Annotated in this window: 17 protein-coding genes; 1 reads left to right on the forward strand and 16 read right to left on the reverse strand. The window is 60.4% G+C overall.

Annotation, left to right across the window (positions count from 1 at the left end; all coding sequences use genetic code 11):
* Nucleotides 1-24: 24 nt before the first annotated feature.
* A complete protein-coding gene (recO, locus tag BLU78_RS05485; protein WP_010261652.1) occupies nucleotides 25-750 on the reverse strand; it encodes a DNA repair protein RecO in 726 nt (241 codons plus the stop codon).
* Nucleotides 747-1,577 carry a 50S ribosomal protein L11 methyltransferase gene (gene prmA, locus BLU78_RS05490; RefSeq protein WP_010261654.1) on the reverse strand — a complete coding sequence of 277 codons (831 nt, stop codon included), beginning with the start codon at nucleotides 1,575-1,577 and terminating at the stop codon, nucleotides 747-749. Before prmA ends, recO begins: the two co-directional genes overlap by 4 nt.
* A gap of 69 nt (nucleotides 1,578-1,646) precedes the next feature.
* Between prmA and xerD the strand changes: the two genes are divergently transcribed.
* Nucleotides 1,647-2,543: a site-specific tyrosine recombinase XerD gene (gene xerD / locus BLU78_RS05495; protein ID WP_010261656.1), complete on the forward strand. Its 897-nt coding sequence runs from the start codon at nucleotides 1,647-1,649 to the stop codon at nucleotides 2,541-2,543.
* A gap of 20 nt (nucleotides 2,544-2,563) precedes the next feature.
* Here xerD and BLU78_RS05500 read toward each other — a convergent pair whose 3' ends face one another.
* From BLU78_RS05500 to BLU78_RS05565, 14 genes are all read right to left on the reverse strand, one after another.
* On the reverse strand, nucleotides 2,564-2,917 hold the full coding sequence (locus tag BLU78_RS05500; RefSeq protein ID WP_010261657.1) for a hypothetical protein: 354 nt from the start codon (nucleotides 2,915-2,917) through the stop codon (nucleotides 2,564-2,566).
* Nucleotides 2,877-3,704: a DUF4296 domain-containing protein gene (locus BLU78_RS05505; protein WP_010261658.1), complete on the reverse strand. Its 828-nt coding sequence runs from the start codon at nucleotides 3,702-3,704 to the stop codon at nucleotides 2,877-2,879. Before BLU78_RS05505 ends, BLU78_RS05500 begins: the two co-directional genes overlap by 41 nt.
* A gap of 1 nt (nucleotide 3,705) precedes the next feature.
* A complete protein-coding gene (locus tag BLU78_RS05510; protein WP_010261661.1) occupies nucleotides 3,706-4,911 on the reverse strand; it encodes an FtsX-like permease family protein in 1,206 nt (401 codons plus the stop codon).
* Between the two features lie 120 nt (nucleotides 4,912-5,031).
* A complete protein-coding gene (gene rbfA, locus BLU78_RS05515; protein ID WP_010261662.1) occupies nucleotides 5,032-5,373 on the reverse strand; it encodes a 30S ribosome-binding factor RbfA in 342 nt (113 codons plus the stop codon).
* 12 nt (nucleotides 5,374-5,385) lie between these two features.
* Entirely contained in the window at nucleotides 5,386-6,195 is an 810-nt protein-coding gene (locus BLU78_RS05520; RefSeq protein ID WP_010261664.1) for a porin family protein, read from the reverse strand.
* A gap of 1 nt (nucleotide 6,196) precedes the next feature.
* Nucleotides 6,197-8,233 (reverse strand): Ig-like domain-containing domain, encoded by a 2,037-nt coding sequence (locus tag BLU78_RS05525; RefSeq protein ID WP_010261666.1) that lies wholly within the window; start codon nucleotides 8,231-8,233, stop codon nucleotides 6,197-6,199.
* A complete protein-coding gene (locus tag BLU78_RS05530) occupies nucleotides 8,230-9,198 on the reverse strand; it encodes a hypothetical protein (RefSeq protein ID WP_010261667.1) in 969 nt (322 codons plus the stop codon). Before BLU78_RS05530 ends, BLU78_RS05525 begins: the two co-directional genes overlap by 4 nt.
* A 7-nt stretch (nucleotides 9,199-9,205) precedes the next feature.
* A complete protein-coding gene (gene folK / locus BLU78_RS05535) occupies nucleotides 9,206-9,694 on the reverse strand; it encodes a 2-amino-4-hydroxy-6-hydroxymethyldihydropteridine diphosphokinase (RefSeq protein WP_010261669.1) in 489 nt (162 codons plus the stop codon).
* A 3-nt stretch (nucleotides 9,695-9,697) separates the two neighbouring features.
* The gene (locus BLU78_RS05540; protein ID WP_010261671.1) at nucleotides 9,698-10,843 is read right to left on the reverse strand and encodes a DNA polymerase III subunit; all 1,146 of its coding nucleotides are present in this window, start codon (nucleotides 10,841-10,843) and stop codon (nucleotides 9,698-9,700) included.
* Between the two features lies 1 nt (nucleotide 10,844).
* Nucleotides 10,845-11,030, reverse strand: coding sequence for a hypothetical protein (locus tag BLU78_RS05545; protein ID WP_010261673.1), 186 nt, complete (start codon nucleotides 11,028-11,030; stop codon nucleotides 10,845-10,847).
* A gap of 2 nt (nucleotides 11,031-11,032) precedes the next feature.
* On the reverse strand, nucleotides 11,033-12,502 hold the full coding sequence (locus BLU78_RS05550) for a lipopolysaccharide biosynthesis protein (RefSeq protein ID WP_010261675.1): 1,470 nt from the start codon (nucleotides 12,500-12,502) through the stop codon (nucleotides 11,033-11,035).
* Nucleotides 12,503-12,748: 246 nt separating this feature from the next.
* On the reverse strand, nucleotides 12,749-13,732 hold the full coding sequence (locus BLU78_RS05555) for a magnesium transporter CorA family protein (protein WP_010261677.1): 984 nt from the start codon (nucleotides 13,730-13,732) through the stop codon (nucleotides 12,749-12,751).
* A gap of 69 nt (nucleotides 13,733-13,801) precedes the next feature.
* Nucleotides 13,802-14,356, reverse strand: a complete 555-nt coding sequence (locus tag BLU78_RS05560) for a type 2 periplasmic-binding domain-containing protein (protein WP_244886500.1) — start codon at nucleotides 14,354-14,356, stop codon at nucleotides 13,802-13,804.
* A 153-nt stretch (nucleotides 14,357-14,509) separates the two neighbouring features.
* Nucleotides 14,510-15,733, reverse strand: a complete 1,224-nt coding sequence (locus BLU78_RS05565; protein ID WP_010261684.1) for a glycoside hydrolase family 27 protein — start codon at nucleotides 15,731-15,733, stop codon at nucleotides 14,510-14,512.
* Nucleotides 15,734-16,100: the final 367 nt, after the last annotated feature.

The raw sequence follows: 16,100 nt of genomic DNA on the forward strand, positions 1-16,100 counted from the left end.
TTTATCTCTTCATTATCACTAACGCTAAAACACTTCCCGTAGTATGCGCACCGACTGTACGGCGCTGATGGCATCGAGATGATAGCCGAAATAGGCCAGCATGGCTCCGAGGAAGTCGGACCGCCGGTCGCGGTTCAGCTCCACTTCGCCCAGCCGCCGCACGTCGCAGCACAGCATCCGGTCGAGCAGGCAGGCGCACTCCTGCGTCATCACCCCCGGATGTGCGGGCCGCACGGGGGTATACAGCCCCTCGCGGATGTCGAACCACGCCCCCGGCGTATAGTCGTTGCCCGGACGGTAGCCCAGCAGGCGGCTCAGGTTGGCCAGGAACCAGAGGTGAAAATTCGAAACCCCGTCGTCCATCGCATCCAGCGCTTCGGCCGAGCTCCACACGAAATCGAAAAGCGGTTCGTTGGGCTCGCTCTCCCGGACCAGGCGATACAAAACTTCGGCCATAAAAAGCGCCATCGTCGACTTGCGGACGTCGAACGGCAGGCTTTGCAGCACGAATCCCGCACGCACCTCTTTGAAGCGGTCCATCTGCTGCCGCGAGGACTCCAGTCCCTCGAACTCGACGGGAAACATCGGCTGAAACAACGCCAGTTTCGATCCCCGTCCGCTGCGGCTGCGGACGCCCTGCACCATGTAGCTGCGGCGGCCTCCGACATCGGTCAGCAGGTAGGCGACCATCGACGAATCGCCGTATTTGAGCGTGTGCAGCACGATGCCGCGGCCTTTGTAGCTTTTCACGACTCCTTTTTGACATGTACCAGCATCCAACCGTCGCGTTCGGCGGCGGCGACAGCCGTCATTCCCTGTTTTGAGGCAGCCTCCGTGACCGCCGGGACATCCTGTTCCAGAAATCCGCTCATCACCAGATCGCCGCCTGGGAGCAACGCCGCAGCATAGGCCGGCATGTCGGCCACGAGGATATTGCGGTTGATATTGGCCAGGATGAAATCGTAACTCCGGCCCGCGATGCGGCGCACGTCGCCCAGCATCGGGGTAATACGCTCCGAGACCCCGTTCGCGGCGACATTCTCGCGGCAGTTTTCATCGGCCCAGTCGTCGATGTCCACGGCGTCGACATGCGCCGCGCCGCACTTCGCGGCGACGATTGCCAGCACGCCCGTACCGCTGCCCATATCGAGCCCCGTGCGGCCCGCGACCCCGAGGTCGAGCACCGCGCGCGACATGAGCCATGTCGTGGCATGGTGGCCCGTGCCGAACGACATCTTGGGCATCACGACCACCTCCGTCTCGCCCGCGGGAGCCGCCTCGTGGAACGGCGCGCGGATGCGCAGGCGGCCTTCGACATCGACGGCCGGGAAATTACTCTCCCACAATGCGTTCCAGTTCTGCGTCTCGATGGAGATATAGCGTCCGCCGACGCCGTAACGCGCCAGCAGGCCGTCGACCTGCTCCTTGCAGTCGGCCAGCCGCTCCTGCGGGATATATGCCTTCAGCACGCCGTCGCCGGTCTCGAAACTCTCGAACGGGAAATCAGCCAGTTCGGCGGTCAGAATCCCGGCCAGTTCTTCGTCGGTACACGGGACATTGAGCGCGATGTAATCCATATTATGTAAAATTTTCGTATCTTCGTCGGAACAAAGTTACTCAAATTATCGACATTCAGCGGATCGGAGATGGCAGAAAATACGAAAAAGTGGGAGGAGGTCGGACGCCGCTACCGCACGTACATCAAATTGGAGAAACGGCTCTCGAAAAACACCGTCGAGTCGTACATGCGCGACCTGAGGCAGTTCGCCCATTTCATCCTGCGCCAGTGGGACGTAGCGCCCCACAAGGTCGAGGAGGCGATGATCGAGCGTTACATGGCGTGGCTCTACGACCGGGGCCGCGAAAAGACGTCGCAGGCGAGGGCGCTGAGCGGCGTGAAGAGTTTCTTCAACTTCCTGATGATCTCCGACAAGATCGAATCGTCGCCGGCGGAGTTCGTCCTGACGCCCAAATTCGGACGCCAGCTCCCCGACGTGCTCACGACCCCGGAGATCGACCGCATCATCGCCGCCGTGGACACCTCGACGCCCAAGGGGCTGCGCGACTGCGCCATGCTCGAAGTGCTCTACTCGTGCGGACTGCGCGTCTCGGAGCTCACGTCGCTGCGGATGCAGGACCTCTTTTTCGGCGAAGGCTACATCCGCGTAATCGGCAAAGGCGACAAGCAACGGCTCGTACCGATCAGCGCAACGGCGCGCGACCGCATCCAGCTTTACCTCGAAAAACGGCGGAGCGCCCGGGCCGGCGAGGAGGTCGTATTCCTGAACAACCGCGGCGGGCAGCTCACCCGGGTAATGATCTTCACCATCCTCAAAGAGGCCGCCCGACGGGCCGGGATCACCAAGCGCATCAGTCCCCACACCTTCCGCCACTCGTTCGCCACGCACCTGATCGAAGGCGGCGCCTCGATCCGCCAGGTGCAGGAGATGCTGGGACACGAAAGCATCCTGACGACTGAAATATACACCCATCTCGACCACGAGCACCTGCGCCGCACGGTCGAAGAGCATCTGCCGATCTGACAGCAGGAGATTCCTTTATATTATAGTCTGCGGATTTGCGACCGGGACGTCAGCCGCATCGATTCGTAGTCGAGCCCCGAGATCACGACCAGCACGCCGCCGGGCGTCACCGTCTGCGCGAGCAGTTCGGGCAGCGGCGTCGCCGAGTCCCGGCACAGGCGTTCGAAAGCCGTGCGGTAATCGGCCGGGAAGTCGGGGACGAGCAGTCCCGCATAGAACTCCGTAGCGGCGAGGCGGTCGGGGTCGGAACAGCTTCCGACAGCAACCACCCAGCCGTCGGGAGCGAGCGTCAGCAGCGGATTGCGGACGATACCCCCGGGAGTCCAGAGAAGGTTAGAGGCTATCCGCCGGATTGGCTGCGCGGAAGAATCCATCGGCGAAGATACGGATATCGAGTTGCTGTTCGTAGAGTTTTTCGACCGCCGTGCGCGTCGGGGGCGTAAACTCGACCCTCAGGTCGGTGACCGTCACCGAGGGACGCTGGGGCTTGCCCGTGAAATTCAGGAAGTCGATGCGCAGGCGGCGGTGCGACGAATCGACGGCGAAACGGCGCGAGAAGGTCTCCTCGCGGTTGCGCCGCAGGGTCGTGGTATAGACTCCCGTGCGGGTGCTGTCGCGGCGTTCGAGCCAGACGGAGCCTTTGAGCCCCTTGTCGTTGCGGTCGAGCGAATCGACGAGGTATTTGAGCGAAAGCTGGTAGTCGCCCGGCTCGACGTCGAGCGTGAAACTCAGCCGCGCCGTATCGGCCAGCGACCGCACGCGGATCAGCGAGTCGGCAAGCACGGCCCGGGTAAAGGTCCGGCGGGCCACGTTGTCGATCGTGTCGAGCACGGCGACCTCGCGGTTATAGAACTTGCCCTCCCGTTCGAGCATCTCGATGGCACGTTCGACGATGTCGCCCAAGCGGGCGCTCTTGCGCTTCGAGAAGTTGCCGATGGTGTAGTGAACGTCGTCGGTCGTATAGCCGTAGCGGGCGAAAATAGGCTCGTAGATGCGCAGCGAGTCGGTCCGGACGTTCCCGTTGCCGATATAGGCGTTGGTGAGGAACGCATCGTGGAAAATCTGCGCCAGCTTGTCGTCGGGGATGATCTTGTGGCGGGCGCAGGCGGCAAAAAGCACCACCAAAGCGGCGGAAGCCGTTATGCGGAGGAATCGTTTCATATCATTCGTTGTGTTTTATCATGCTGCGCACCGTAACGCCCGACAGCAGGACGGCCACGGCGGCGAAAGCGGCAAGGACGGCCAACAGGTCGGCAAAGCGGAATTCGACGGGATAGCTCTTCGTGAGGAACGTTTCGGCAGGAATCTCGATCAGTCCGAAATGCTGCTGCACGAGGCTTGCGCCGACCCCGATAACGACACCTGCGGCAGCCCCCAGGCCGCATATCAGGAATCCCTCGGAGCGGAACACGGCCCGCACCAGCCCCGTATCGGCCCCCAGCGCCCGGAGCGTCACGATGTCACCGCGCTTCTCGACAATCAGCATGGCCAGCGCACCCACCACAGAGAACGAGGCGATGACGAGCACCAGCAGGGCGATGAAGAAGATGCCCCACTTCTCGTAGGTCATGATGCGGTAGAACGAGGCGCGGAGTTCGTCGCGTGTGCGGACCCGGAAGTCGTCGCCCACGGCCTCGGCGACAGCCCGGCGGACCCCGGCGGCATCGGCCCCCGGATCGAGGCGCACGACCAGCGACGAGACGCGTCCCGGGTAGCCGAAAAGCTCCTGCGCCAGCCGCAGCGACGAGAGTACATAGGTGCGCTCGGTGTCGAGGTCGAGCGTATAGACCCCGCCCACGGGCTCCGTGCGGCGCGTATAGTTTTCCAGCGGCAGCAGCGTCGAGAACGAGCCCCGGCGCACGGCGTAGAGCGTCACGTCGGCGTCGGCCAGCGACCGGATGCCCAGCATCCACGCCATCGACTGTCCGACGACCAGTCGTTCCAGGTCGCCCAGCCGCACCCGCCACTCCCCGGCCGACACGGCGTCGCCCAGGGCGAACACCTCGGCATAGGCGTCGTCGACACCCCGCACCGTGGCGGTAGCCTGACGGCCCCCGTGTTCGAGCAGGGCGCTCTGTTCGAGGGTGAACGACAGCGCCCCGACGCCCGGAATGCGCCGGAGCGCCGCGGAGTCGATCTCCTCCTGCGCAAAGGTCTGCCCCTGCCGCGGGGTGACGGTCAGGTCGGCGTCGAAAGCCGAATACATCGACTTCACCAGCGACTCGAAGCCGTTGAAGACCGACAGCAGGATAATCATCGCCGCAACGGGCATCGCCACGGCCGCGACGCTCAGTCCCGCGATCAGGTTGACAACCGACCGGGATTGGGACGAGAAGAGGTAGCGGCGGGCAAAGAGCTGCGGCAGCATAACGGGCAAACGGTTAGGTACGGGACTCCGAAGCCCCCGCCGAGGCGGGGGTTTGGGGGTGGGTCAGGTTTGTAAACGACGCCGCAGGCGGCGCGAACGACCGGCATAAGCGCATAGCCATCAATCTTCTTTCAATGCCCTGTCTATATTCTCGATGTATTCCAGGGAATCGTCGAGGAAGAACTGGATTTCGGGAACGTTTTTCAACTGGTTGCGCAGCCGTTGGCCCAGGGCCCGGCGGATGAACCAGTTCTGATGTTCGAGACGCTGCATCACTTCGTCGCTCTGCTCGAAGGGGAAGATGCTGACGTAAATCTTGGCGTAGCTGAAATCGGGCGAAACACGCACGGCCGTGACCGTGACGAGCGCACCGCGGACGATCTGCGCCCCCTCCTTCTGGAAGATGTCGGCGGCGTCCTTCTGGATCTGTTTGGCGATTTTCTGCTGACGGGTGGTTTCCATAATCTGCTGTTTTTACAACCCATATTTGAAGACCTCGCGGTTCTTCTCCTTTTTGGGTCTTGGTTTCCAGGTTTCGAAGCCCTGTTTGTTGAAGCGGTAGTTCAGCCCCACGGAGATCGTGAGGTTGTCGAGCGGCGAACGCAGCGGAGTGGCCCAGAAGGGGTTTTCCGACCCGTCGCCGGCATTGTCCGAATATTTATTGCGGTTGCGGACGATGTCCGAATAGCCGAAGTAGTAACGCACGCGGAAATTCAGTTCGAAACGGCGGATCAGAAACGCGATACCGCCGCCGCCGGCCAGCCCGTAGCCCCAGCGGTTGTCGCGCGGAAGTTTGAAATCGTAGGTCCCCTTCCAGTCGGAGGCCCCGTTGGCCCGCGCCTGCTCGTTCTCGTAGGTCGAAGAGAAATTGTAGGAAAAGGTTGCCGCGGCCTCGAAGTAGACGCGCACGTGGTTGCGGAACATGTAGACATGGGGCTGCCAGACAATCGGCAGCACCACCGAATTGATATGCCGCGAGTAGTAGAGGTAGTCCTTCTTCTCCTCGACCAGCGAGGCGTTGGGCGCGAACGAAAAACCCTGCTGGAGAAATTCCAGGTCGATACCGAAGCCGCCCACGAAACGCTGCGTGCCATAGTAGCGCCACGAAAGGCCGCCGCTGTACATGCCCCACATCGCCCGCATCTCCTGCTGGGGCTGAAAGCGGCCGTTGCCCATGCCGTAGCCCGCCGTGAAGCCGAGCGTATGCTGCGCCGAGGCCCCCTGCCATGCGGCGAGGGCGGCGAAGGCGAGGAGCCCGGCAATGATATGTCGTTTCATCGTCATCCTACCTGAAATTGTTGAACATGCTGCCCGCAGAGTTGAAATTGCTGTTGTTCTGCTGCTGGCGTTCCTGCTCCTGTCGGTTCTTCTTCGGGCCCTCTTTGAGCCGTTTCTCCTCCTCGCGGCGCAAACGCTGGGCCTCGCGCTCGTCCAGCAGGCGCGAGAGCGACTGCATCGTGACCGGTGCGAAGATGCGGTTCATATCCATCGTGAACTCGATCTCCCAATTGGTCTTGGTGGCGAAGGTGTCCTCGCCCTCGTCGTTGGCATAGATTTCGGCCCGCTCGGGCTGACGCCGTTCGACCAGGTTGCCCGTGTCCCACTTGCCGTTGCCGTTCCGGTCCTCGATGACGCGGAATTTGATCTCGCCCGCCGGGACGTAGTTGAACTGGATGTCGCCCGTCGTCACGTCGCGCCGCTCCTGTTTGAGGGCATTGTTGCCGTCGAGCAACTGGACGATGTATTTCGTACCGTCGTCACGACCGTTGACGTGGATCTTCACCGTGGCGAACTTTTCGGGGTCGAGGACCGTATATTTGCCGACGATCGAGTCGTTCGACAGCCCCGCAACGTCGGTGATGGCCCCCTCGGGGATGGTCAGCGTATATTGTCCGCCCGTCTTCCACGGAGCGCGGATATACCATTTGCGCAGCTGGCCCGTATCGCGCACCATGCGCACGGGGACATCCTCGACCGAATTGTCTTCGAGCAGGCGCGTCAGCAGCAGGCGCGACGAGTCGATCTTCACCAGCGGATAATCGAACTCCGCGGTGAGATGATTCTCGGGGTTGATGTCGCCCGAAGCGGGGAGTTTGACGGCGAAGGGATTCGGCTTTTTGGGCTCGACCCACTCCTCGCCCGCGGCCTCGGCCTTGCGGCGCTCGCGCTCGAGCTTCTCGCGCTCGCGCTCCTGCTCCTTGGTCTCGATCAGCCGCCAGGCGAGTTTCAGCGGCTCGGTGACCTCCTGCAGGCGGTTGACCGTATCGTGTTTGAAATAGGTGATCTCGCCTTTGATCGTATCGGGCAGGTCGGCCGAAGGAACGTTGAACCACAGGGCGATCGTATCGCGGCCCACGGTCTGGGGATCGAAGATGACCCGGTCGGCGGGGATGCTGTCGAAACGCAGGCTGGTGATCTTCGGGTGCGCCGAGGCAAAATAGAGCATCGCCTTGTGCTGCTGGGGACGCTCGGACTCCGAAAGCATCTGCCGGCGGAACGCCTTGTCGGTGAACATCCGGAAATAGAGCTGCGGCTCAGCCGTCACATACTGGCGGATCGAATCGTACCACATGGCGAAATCGGGCATCTCGGCCGGGTTGTAGGTCTTTTCGAGGAAGCCCACCTGGTCATTGCCGGGCTCGTACATCTGGTTGTCGTTCTTATCCTGGACGGCATAGACCCGGTAGGGAATCGGTTTGAGGTTCTGGGCGATGAAGATGCCGTTGTTCTCGGCGCGTGCGATCGACGCGGGCTTGTATTTGAACACCGTGGAATCGTATTCGGCGACGTTCTCGACCGAGTCGGCCGGGAAGAACCAGATGAAGGTTTTCGACACGGAATCGGCCTTGTAGCTGTCGGCCGTATAGCCCGTGAGGAGCATCGAGTCGATCTCGGGGCCCGTCGAAAAGACATAGCGCATCGAATAGAGGGGGTTGCCCTCGTTGTTGTCGCGGATGGCGCTGCCGAAATTGAGCGAATAGGTCGTGTTCGGAGCCAGCGTATCGCGCAGCTGGACCACGACGCCCCGGCCGCGCAGGGAGACCGTGGGTTTTTTCTTCATCGCCGGCGAGGTGAAGAACTCCTTCTGCTGGTCTTTGAGCTGGACGAACTCGTCGAACTCGATATAGATCTTCTCGTGGCCGACGAGGGGCCGGTTGACCGAATTGTTGTCGGGCGTCATGTTCACGATGACGGGAGGAAGCGAATCGCGGGGCCCTCCGGTAGGGGTCATCATGCTCGCGCAGCGGCTCAGGAAAGCCGACACGAAGAGCAGCGCCACCGCAAGGCGCAGCAGGTAAAGGGTATGTCGCGGCGTATTCATCGGCGGCGTGCTTGTGTTTGCGTTTTCGAATCCTTGTCGGGGTCGAGCTCCGGATTGACGACGATCCAGCCGTTGGGCTCTTCATCATCAATCCATTGCTGAATCCAGGGCCGGAAGAGGACGGGGAAGGTCGGCGAAGCGCCTTCGAGGTCGACCTCCTTCTTCGTGTAGGCATAAAGTCTATTGACGCGGTCGACCACAACCACCATCAGCGTCGGGGTCGAGACCTGCATCTTGTAGAGAGCCGAGCTCTCTTCCTTATAGGCCGTGAAGTTGGGGTTGGAGCGCGTGAATGAATCGTCGTCCTTCGACGTGATCTTGCCCGCCACGGCATCGTCGTACGAGGCGATGTACCACGCCGTGGTGTCGGCGGCGAAAGCATAGGCTTTCAGGCTCGATATCTCGCCCGCGGCGCCGCCCTCCTCGCTCTGGACCGCGGGTTCGATGAAGCAGTCGAGATAGGTGGGAGGCGTATAGAACTCGTTGTAATAGCTCCAGTTGCCGTCCTTGTAGGAAAAGCCCTCCTTCCACGGTTTGAAAGGCAGCGCCACGTACAGAACCGGAAGATTTTCGGCCAATTCCTGCTGGGTGTAGGCATAGATCTTATGCTCCGTATCGACGGCCAGAACCATTTGCGTAGCGTTCGACATCGACATCTGGACCCATCCGTCAGTCCCTTCGCGCTCGTAGGGCACGGCCGTGACGAAGGGCGAAAGCCGCTCCGAAGGATTGCCCTTCAGGCTGGCGACGCCCTCCAGCGCATCCGCATAGGAAGCGACGGTGTAGAAAGCCGTGTCGGCGGCGAAAGCGTAGGCTTTTACCCCCTCGAGCGCCAGGTACGGATCGCCCGACAAGTCCTGCACGAGGGGTTTGATCACGTAGTTCGTCGTGGTCGACACGTCTTTGAAGCACCCCGTCAGGAGCGCCGCGGCAGTCAGGAAGAGTATCGTTCGTTTCACGTTCATCTCCGTATTATTTATGCAGCGCACCGAGCATCTCCCCCACGGTGACGCCCGTCACGGGGTGGCGGTGCCGGCGCATGATCTCCGCGAGCGGCTGCAAGGCAAATTCCCGTTCGGCAAGCAGCGGGTGGGGCACCGTAAGGCGCTCGTCGTCGATCACTTCGTCACCATAGAAGATGATGTCGATGTCGATCGGGCGCGACGAGTAGGCGGCGCCCGACGAGGCTTTCTCGACCGCCTCGGCGGCACGGTTGCGCCCCAGCTCCCGCTCGATCTGCTGGCAGGCGTCGAGCACTTCGAGCGGCGAAAGGTCGGTCGAAACCTCCAAAGCCTGATTCGAAAAACGCTGCGCGGCCGGGAATCCCCACGGCGCGCTCTCGTAGCGGTGCGAACAGCGCAGGACAGCCCCCACACGGGAGTTTATCAACTGCTGTGCCGTTTGCAGGGTGCGTTTCACATCGCCCTGGTTTCCGCCTAAAAGAAGTGCCACACGTGTCATAACTCACAAATGTTTTATCATCTTGCTCACCGAGAGGGCAAAATGGGTGAAAACGATCGTCGGATTGCCGTTCTGCACAATCTGTGCGGAGGCGCTCTCGATCTCGGCGATCAGCGGCTCGATATTCTGCGAGCCGACGAAAGGGGCGAATTTCGAACAGAAGGCCAGCTCCTCGCCCCAGAGGTAACTGACTTCGCGGATACCCGCATGGAGCATGTAACTCTCGCGCAGAAGCCGCGCCGCATCGCGCAGGAACGCCCGCTGCTGCTCGCGCGAAAGCTGCGCCGCATCCTCGGCCCAGGAGACCAGTTCGAGGTGCTTGTCGTTGTAGCTCAGGCGCATCAGGCCGCAGAAAAGGTCGAAATTCTCCTTCCGCAGCGCATCGCTCTCGCCAGCAACCAGGTGATTCAGCTCCAGGAGGTTGCCGCCGGCCAGACGCGCCATGTTGCGGGCCTGCAAAGGGTCGGAAACGCCTTTCCCCGCCGCGACACGTTCCAGCACGTCGGGGGCGATGCGCGGAACGCAGACCTCCTGCGTCCGCGAGATGATCGTCGGCAACAGCCGGTCGGGCTGTTCGGAAACCAGGATGAAGAGCGTCCGGTCCCACGGCTCCTCGAGGATTTTGAGGATCTTGTTCGCGGCCTCCTCGTTCATCGTCTCCGGGAGCCAGATGAGCATCGTCTTGTAGTCGGCCTCGAAGCTTTTGAACGAGAGTTTGCGGATGATCTCGTCGGCCTCGCGGGCCGCGATCATACCTTTGAGCGTCTTGCCCAGGTCGAGCCGGTCGTACCAGTCCTGCGGCGAAACATAGCCGCCCCGTTCGGCGAACAGCGTGCGGAACAGCGGCAGGAACTCGTCGCTCCGCATCACTTCGCCCGACTTCTTGCCCTGTTTGTTCACGGGAAAGACCAGATGCAGGTCGGGATGCGCCAGCGTCCCGATCTGCCGGCAGTCGGGACACTCGCCGCACGAGTCGCCGTCGCGGCGGTGGCGGCAGCAGAGGTACTGCACATAGGCCACGGCCAGCGCCAGGGCCCCGGAACCGGCCAGCCCCGTGAAGAGCTGGGCATGGCTCACACGGCCGGCATCGACCGACTGCGCCAGGTGCCGTTTCAAATCGTCCTGTCCTATGATATCCGCAAAGCGCATTTTAATTCTTCTTTTTCAAATGCCGGAGGGTTTGCACGCCGGCAATGGTTAACAATCCCGCGAAAACCAGCGCGAGGATGACGGTGCGGACGGTTCCCGGCTCCAGCTGGAGAGCCCCGGCCCCGCCGAGAAAGAGCGCGAAACTCACGCCCAATATCCAAAGTTTCTTTGTCGTGTCACGCCCCATCGTCAACTCCTTTTCAGCACCGAACGCAGCATCGCCCCCAGGTCGATCCGCTCACGGCGGACGAGGTAGGCGGCATACAACGCAAAGAGCACTATATTAAACGCATAGCTTACGAACATATTGCCTGTGCAGGACGATACGGCCTCACAAGCGGCGAAAATGACGAGCGCCGCGGCGACATACTCGCCGATGCGGCGCCAGTCGTAGGGCGTCGGGTAGTAGCGGCGGTTGAGCCACCAACTGACGGCGACCATTACCGATTCGCTCGCCAGGCGCGCCCAGGCGGCTCCGTAATAGCCCCACAACGGGATGAGCCACAATCCGAAAGCGAGCATGGCGACGAGTCCCGAACCCGTGACCACGATGGCCAGCGAGGTGCGCTCCTCGCGTTTGTACCAAAACGAGAGGTTGAGCCAGACGCCCGTGAGGACGTTGGCTCCCAGCACCACCGGCAGAATGAAGATGCCCTCGCGGAAGTCCCGTCCCACGATCAGCGCGAACACGTCGCGGAAGAGCGCGATGGCGAGGAAAATCACCATCGAGGCCATGACGTAGTATTTCAGCGCCGCGGCGTTCATCTGCACGAAATCCGACTTTTTGAAGTTCGAGAGGAAAAACGGTTCGGCGGCAAGGCGGTACATCTGGTAAAAGAGCATCATCACCACGGCGATCTTGGTGATGGCGCCGTAGACGCCCAGCTGCGCCATAGCCCCCTCGGGAACGAGGTATTTAATCAACTGACGGTCGATAAACTCGTTGGCCGTGCCGGCCAGTCCGCCCACTAGCAGCGGCAGCGAATAGGCGAAAACGGCGACGAGCAGCGCCCAGTTGATCCTGGGAACCGTGCGGTCGACGGTCGTCAGCATCAGGCCCCATGTCACGACGCTGGCAATCAGGTTGGCGACAAAGACCCAGCCCACCCCGAACTCCGTAGCGAAAAGCCCCGCAGCGCCGAACCCGAAGGCCAGAACCACGTTCAGAACCACGTTGAGAGCTTTCAGCCCCACGAAAGTCATGGCCCGACCCTGTTCGCGCAGCCGCGAGAAAGGAATGCAGGCCCAGACGTCGAAGAGAATGATCAGACCGACCCAGACGACATATTCCGGATGCGACACATACGCCTCGCCCATGGCATGGGCGATACCGTCGCGGAAAAAGGCCATTGCGAGGAAAAAGACCGCGGCGGCAAGCGACGTGACGCCCCATGTGGTGGCGAAAAGCCGTCGTTTGGCGGCTTTCACATCCCCGCCGGCCTCTTCGGCCTTGGCCGAAAAACGGAAATAGCTCGACTCCATACCCATTGTCAGCAGCGTGAGCGCCAGCGGGATAAGGGCGTAGATGTCGGTGACGACGCCGTAGGTCTCCTGGCCGAAAATGCGCGTGTAGTAAGGCGTGAGCAGATAGCTCAGAAACCTCACCACGATGGTGCTGATACCGTAGACGGCAGTTTGTTTGGCCAGTTTTTCGAGCATGACAGGAGTTTATAGCTTGCAAATATACGAAATTTACCGGGAAAAGTCTTCTTTCTTTGAAAGAAGGGAAAAAAGAGGACTGTACTTTTGATGCCAAAACCGCCTCTCAAAGAGGAGGGGCGGTTTTGATTTAAGTGGAGCAGGTTTGCGCTTAAACGAAGCGGGACGCGGATGGGCGGTATCGGAATACGTCCCATTCGCGCCCAGCAAGAGCAAGTGCGAAGATGCCCTATAAAATCGAAAATATCAGAGCCATTTCTTATACTTGAAGTACCAGATAGTCAGCGCCGAGCAGAAGATCATCATTCCGATGGCGAAGATGTAGCCCAGGGGGATGTTCCAGCCGTTGGAGAGCGTCAGCGTCCAGTCCAGCTCGGGCATGAATTTGAAGTTCATGCCGTAGATCGACGCGATGAGCGTCGCAGGCATGAAGATCACCGCCGCCACGGAGAAAATCTTCACGATCTCGTTCTGCTCGATGTTGATAAGACCCAGCGCCGCATCCTGGATATAGTCCAATCGCTGGAAGCTGAAATCGGCGTGATTGATCAGCGAGTTGACGTCTTTGATCATCAGCTGCAGGCGCGGATAGATATCGTTGGGGAAGCGTTCCGAACGCAGGATGCCCGACAGCACGCGCTGACGGTCGAAGATATTCTCGCGCAGCGACATCGTAGACTCCTGCAGGGCGCTGATGCGGTGCAGCACCTCCTTGTCGATCGAGTCCTCGGAGTTGATGTCCTTCGACAGCGCCGCGACCTGCTTGGCGATCAGCTCCACGAGGTCGGCATCGAAGTCGATACGCACCTCCAGCAGCGAAATGAAGAGGTGATAGCCCGTCGAATAGCTGCGGTAGTTCATCTGGAGCCGCTTTTCCGTCTCACGGAAGGTCCGGAACTCGGCGTTGCGCACCGAGACCAGCACACCCTCGTTCGAGATGATGAACGACACCGGCTCGACGAGGAACGAATCGCCCGTGGGAACGAAAAAGTTCGAGTTGGAGATGATGGCGTTCTCGTTCTCGGAGTATTTCGACGTCGACTCGATCTCCTCGACCTGCTGTTTGGTCTGGAGGCTGATCTCCATGAAGTTCTCGACGGCTTTCTGCTCCTTGATCGTGGGCAGCAGCATGTCGATCCACAGGATGTCGTCGTAGCCCAGCTCATCGAAGAGCCTGGTGTCGGCATTCCGGATGATCTTGTTGTATTGCTTGAGGTAAATTGTAATCATAAGACGCTCTCTTAAGGTTCGTGAATCCGTTTACGTGCAGAGAGGCGGATTTCCGGTCCGCTAAGCTCTTCAGCCGGGATTGGCCCGCGGTGCTACCTTGAGGCCCGAGTCCCAGAACTGTTTAAGCGCTTTGTCTTTCTGATTGTCGAAGATGTAGTCGAAACGCGAGAGCCCCTCGTAAGCCTGCCCGGGATCGGCGGCAAAGGCCGATTCGAGGACCGCCTCATAGCCGTGTTCGAGGCCAAAGGTCAGTGCATGCTGCAGGGCTTCGACCGTCTCGGGCTCCACGTCGCCGTGAGCCACCCAGACGGCAAACGCGAAGGGGAGTTTTCCGAAGGGTTTCCACGCCCCGACCAGCGGGTCGTCGTCCGCAAGCAGCGCCGCTTTGGCGGCAGGGACGCCGCCGACACAGTATTCGGTGACGATGCGGGCATCCTCCAGCGAGGGCACGGCGGCGGCAGGCATCAGGGCGATGTCGGCACGACGGTCGGAAAAAATGCGGATTACCTCTTCGGGATCGGACAACAGCAATTCGGCGCGGAGGTTACCTTCGCGCTGGATACCATAGATGAATGGGGTCGTGCTGAGACACGACACGACGGCTATACGTGGAACTATGACCATCATCCATAAGGTGTAAAACTGTTGGTTTGCGGAACAAAGATAGCACTTATTCCGGAAAAACGGGAATAATACAACAGATTTCTTTTTCCCAAACGATTCCGGCCCCGGAAACGCCAGGGTTTCCGGGGCCGGGCAGGACGGAGGCGAAACGGATTATTTCTTTTTCACGGGGGTCAGGCGGTAAAGCACCACGTCCTCGGCCGGAACGACCACCTCGCGGACGCGGTTCGTGCGGAACGGTTTGCCCCCGAACCAGAGGTCGCGCCCCTCGTAGACGATTTTGTCGAAATCGGTCGAACGCTGCGAAACCTCCACGTCGGTGAAGCAGAAGCGCTGCCAGTCGATCATGTAGCGGCGCGGCTCGAGCGTCCGGTTGAGCAGGCAGAAGGCCCAGTCGCCGCCGGCGAGCGGTTTGAACCACACTTCCAGCCCGTTATCCGTCTCATAACGAAGCCCCTGAACGCCCAGCGAATCCTGGTCGATGGCGATCACGTCCCGGTCGAGCAGAATGGCCGCCGTCTCGTCCGACATCGTGCGGACATCGTTGCCCAGGATGAGCGGCGCCGCCATCATGCACCACATCGTGAAATGCGCACGGTCCTGGTTGACAGACATCCCGTTGCCCACCTCGAGCATGTCGGGATCGTTCCAGTGGCCCGGTCCGGCAAAACGGCGCAGACCGGCGTTGGAATCGAGGTTTTCGAGCACGGTGCGGGGCCGCCAGTCGACTTTGAAATCGGCCGGATCGGAGAAGGCGAGACCGATGTCCTGCGTCGTGCGCCACAGATGGCCGACCTCCTGCGCCCACTCCCAGGGCTTGTTGGTGCCCCATTCGCAGATCGAAAAGAGGATCGGGCGGCCTGCGGCGCGGAGTGCGTCGCGCATGAGCGTATAGGCCCCGACCGGGTTGACATTCTCGCTGTTGCACCAGTCGTATTTCAGGTAGTCGATCCCCCAGCGGGCATATTGGAGCGCATCCTGGTACTCGTGGCCGAGGCTGCCGAAACGCAGGGCACAGGTCTTGCATCCGGCATCGGAGTAGATGCCCAGTTTCAGCCCTTTGGCATGCACGTAATCGGCAAGCGCCTTCATGCCGCTCGGGAAACGCTCGGGATCGCACTGCGGAAATCCGTCGGCATCGCGCTCGGCGGCGTGCCAGCAGTCGTCGATATTGAGGTAAACGTATCCGGCATCGGCGAGGCCCGAAGAGACCAGCGCGTCGGCAATCTCCCGAATCATCTTTTCATCGACATTGCAGGCGAATTTGTTCCACGAACTCCAGCCCATCGGCGGAGTGTCGGCAAGCCCCTCCCACTTCTGGGCCTGGGAGACCGCCGCACAGCAAAGGGCGGCGCAAAGCAGAAAGATACGTTTCATCGCTATTTTCGGTTCAGGTTAGTAAATAAATTTAATTTGAATCGAGATTTCTATAAAAATCCTTACAAATATAACTGCTTTTCCCGGATATACGGCCCGTTTTTCCACAAAATTTAGAAAAAGTGCGCAGGGGTATTGACAAGGGGGTATCGGCTGTCGTATATTTGTCCTGCAATTCACAGCGAGCCGTCGACGGCGTCAAAATTATCAACAGCGAGGAACTGCTCTGTTCCAATAGATTGCGAATTGTTTTCACCGATTATCAACAGATTTTCAACCGTTTTATCGACAGTTTGAACATCCTTGGACTTTTGATGCCAAAAGCTCCAAAGCCACCGGCACAAGACGCCGGATTCAAAGACTGCGG

Source organism: Alistipes timonensis JC136 (assembly GCF_900107675.1).
Lineage (GTDB): Bacteria > Bacteroidota > Bacteroidia > Bacteroidales > Rikenellaceae > Alistipes > Alistipes timonensis.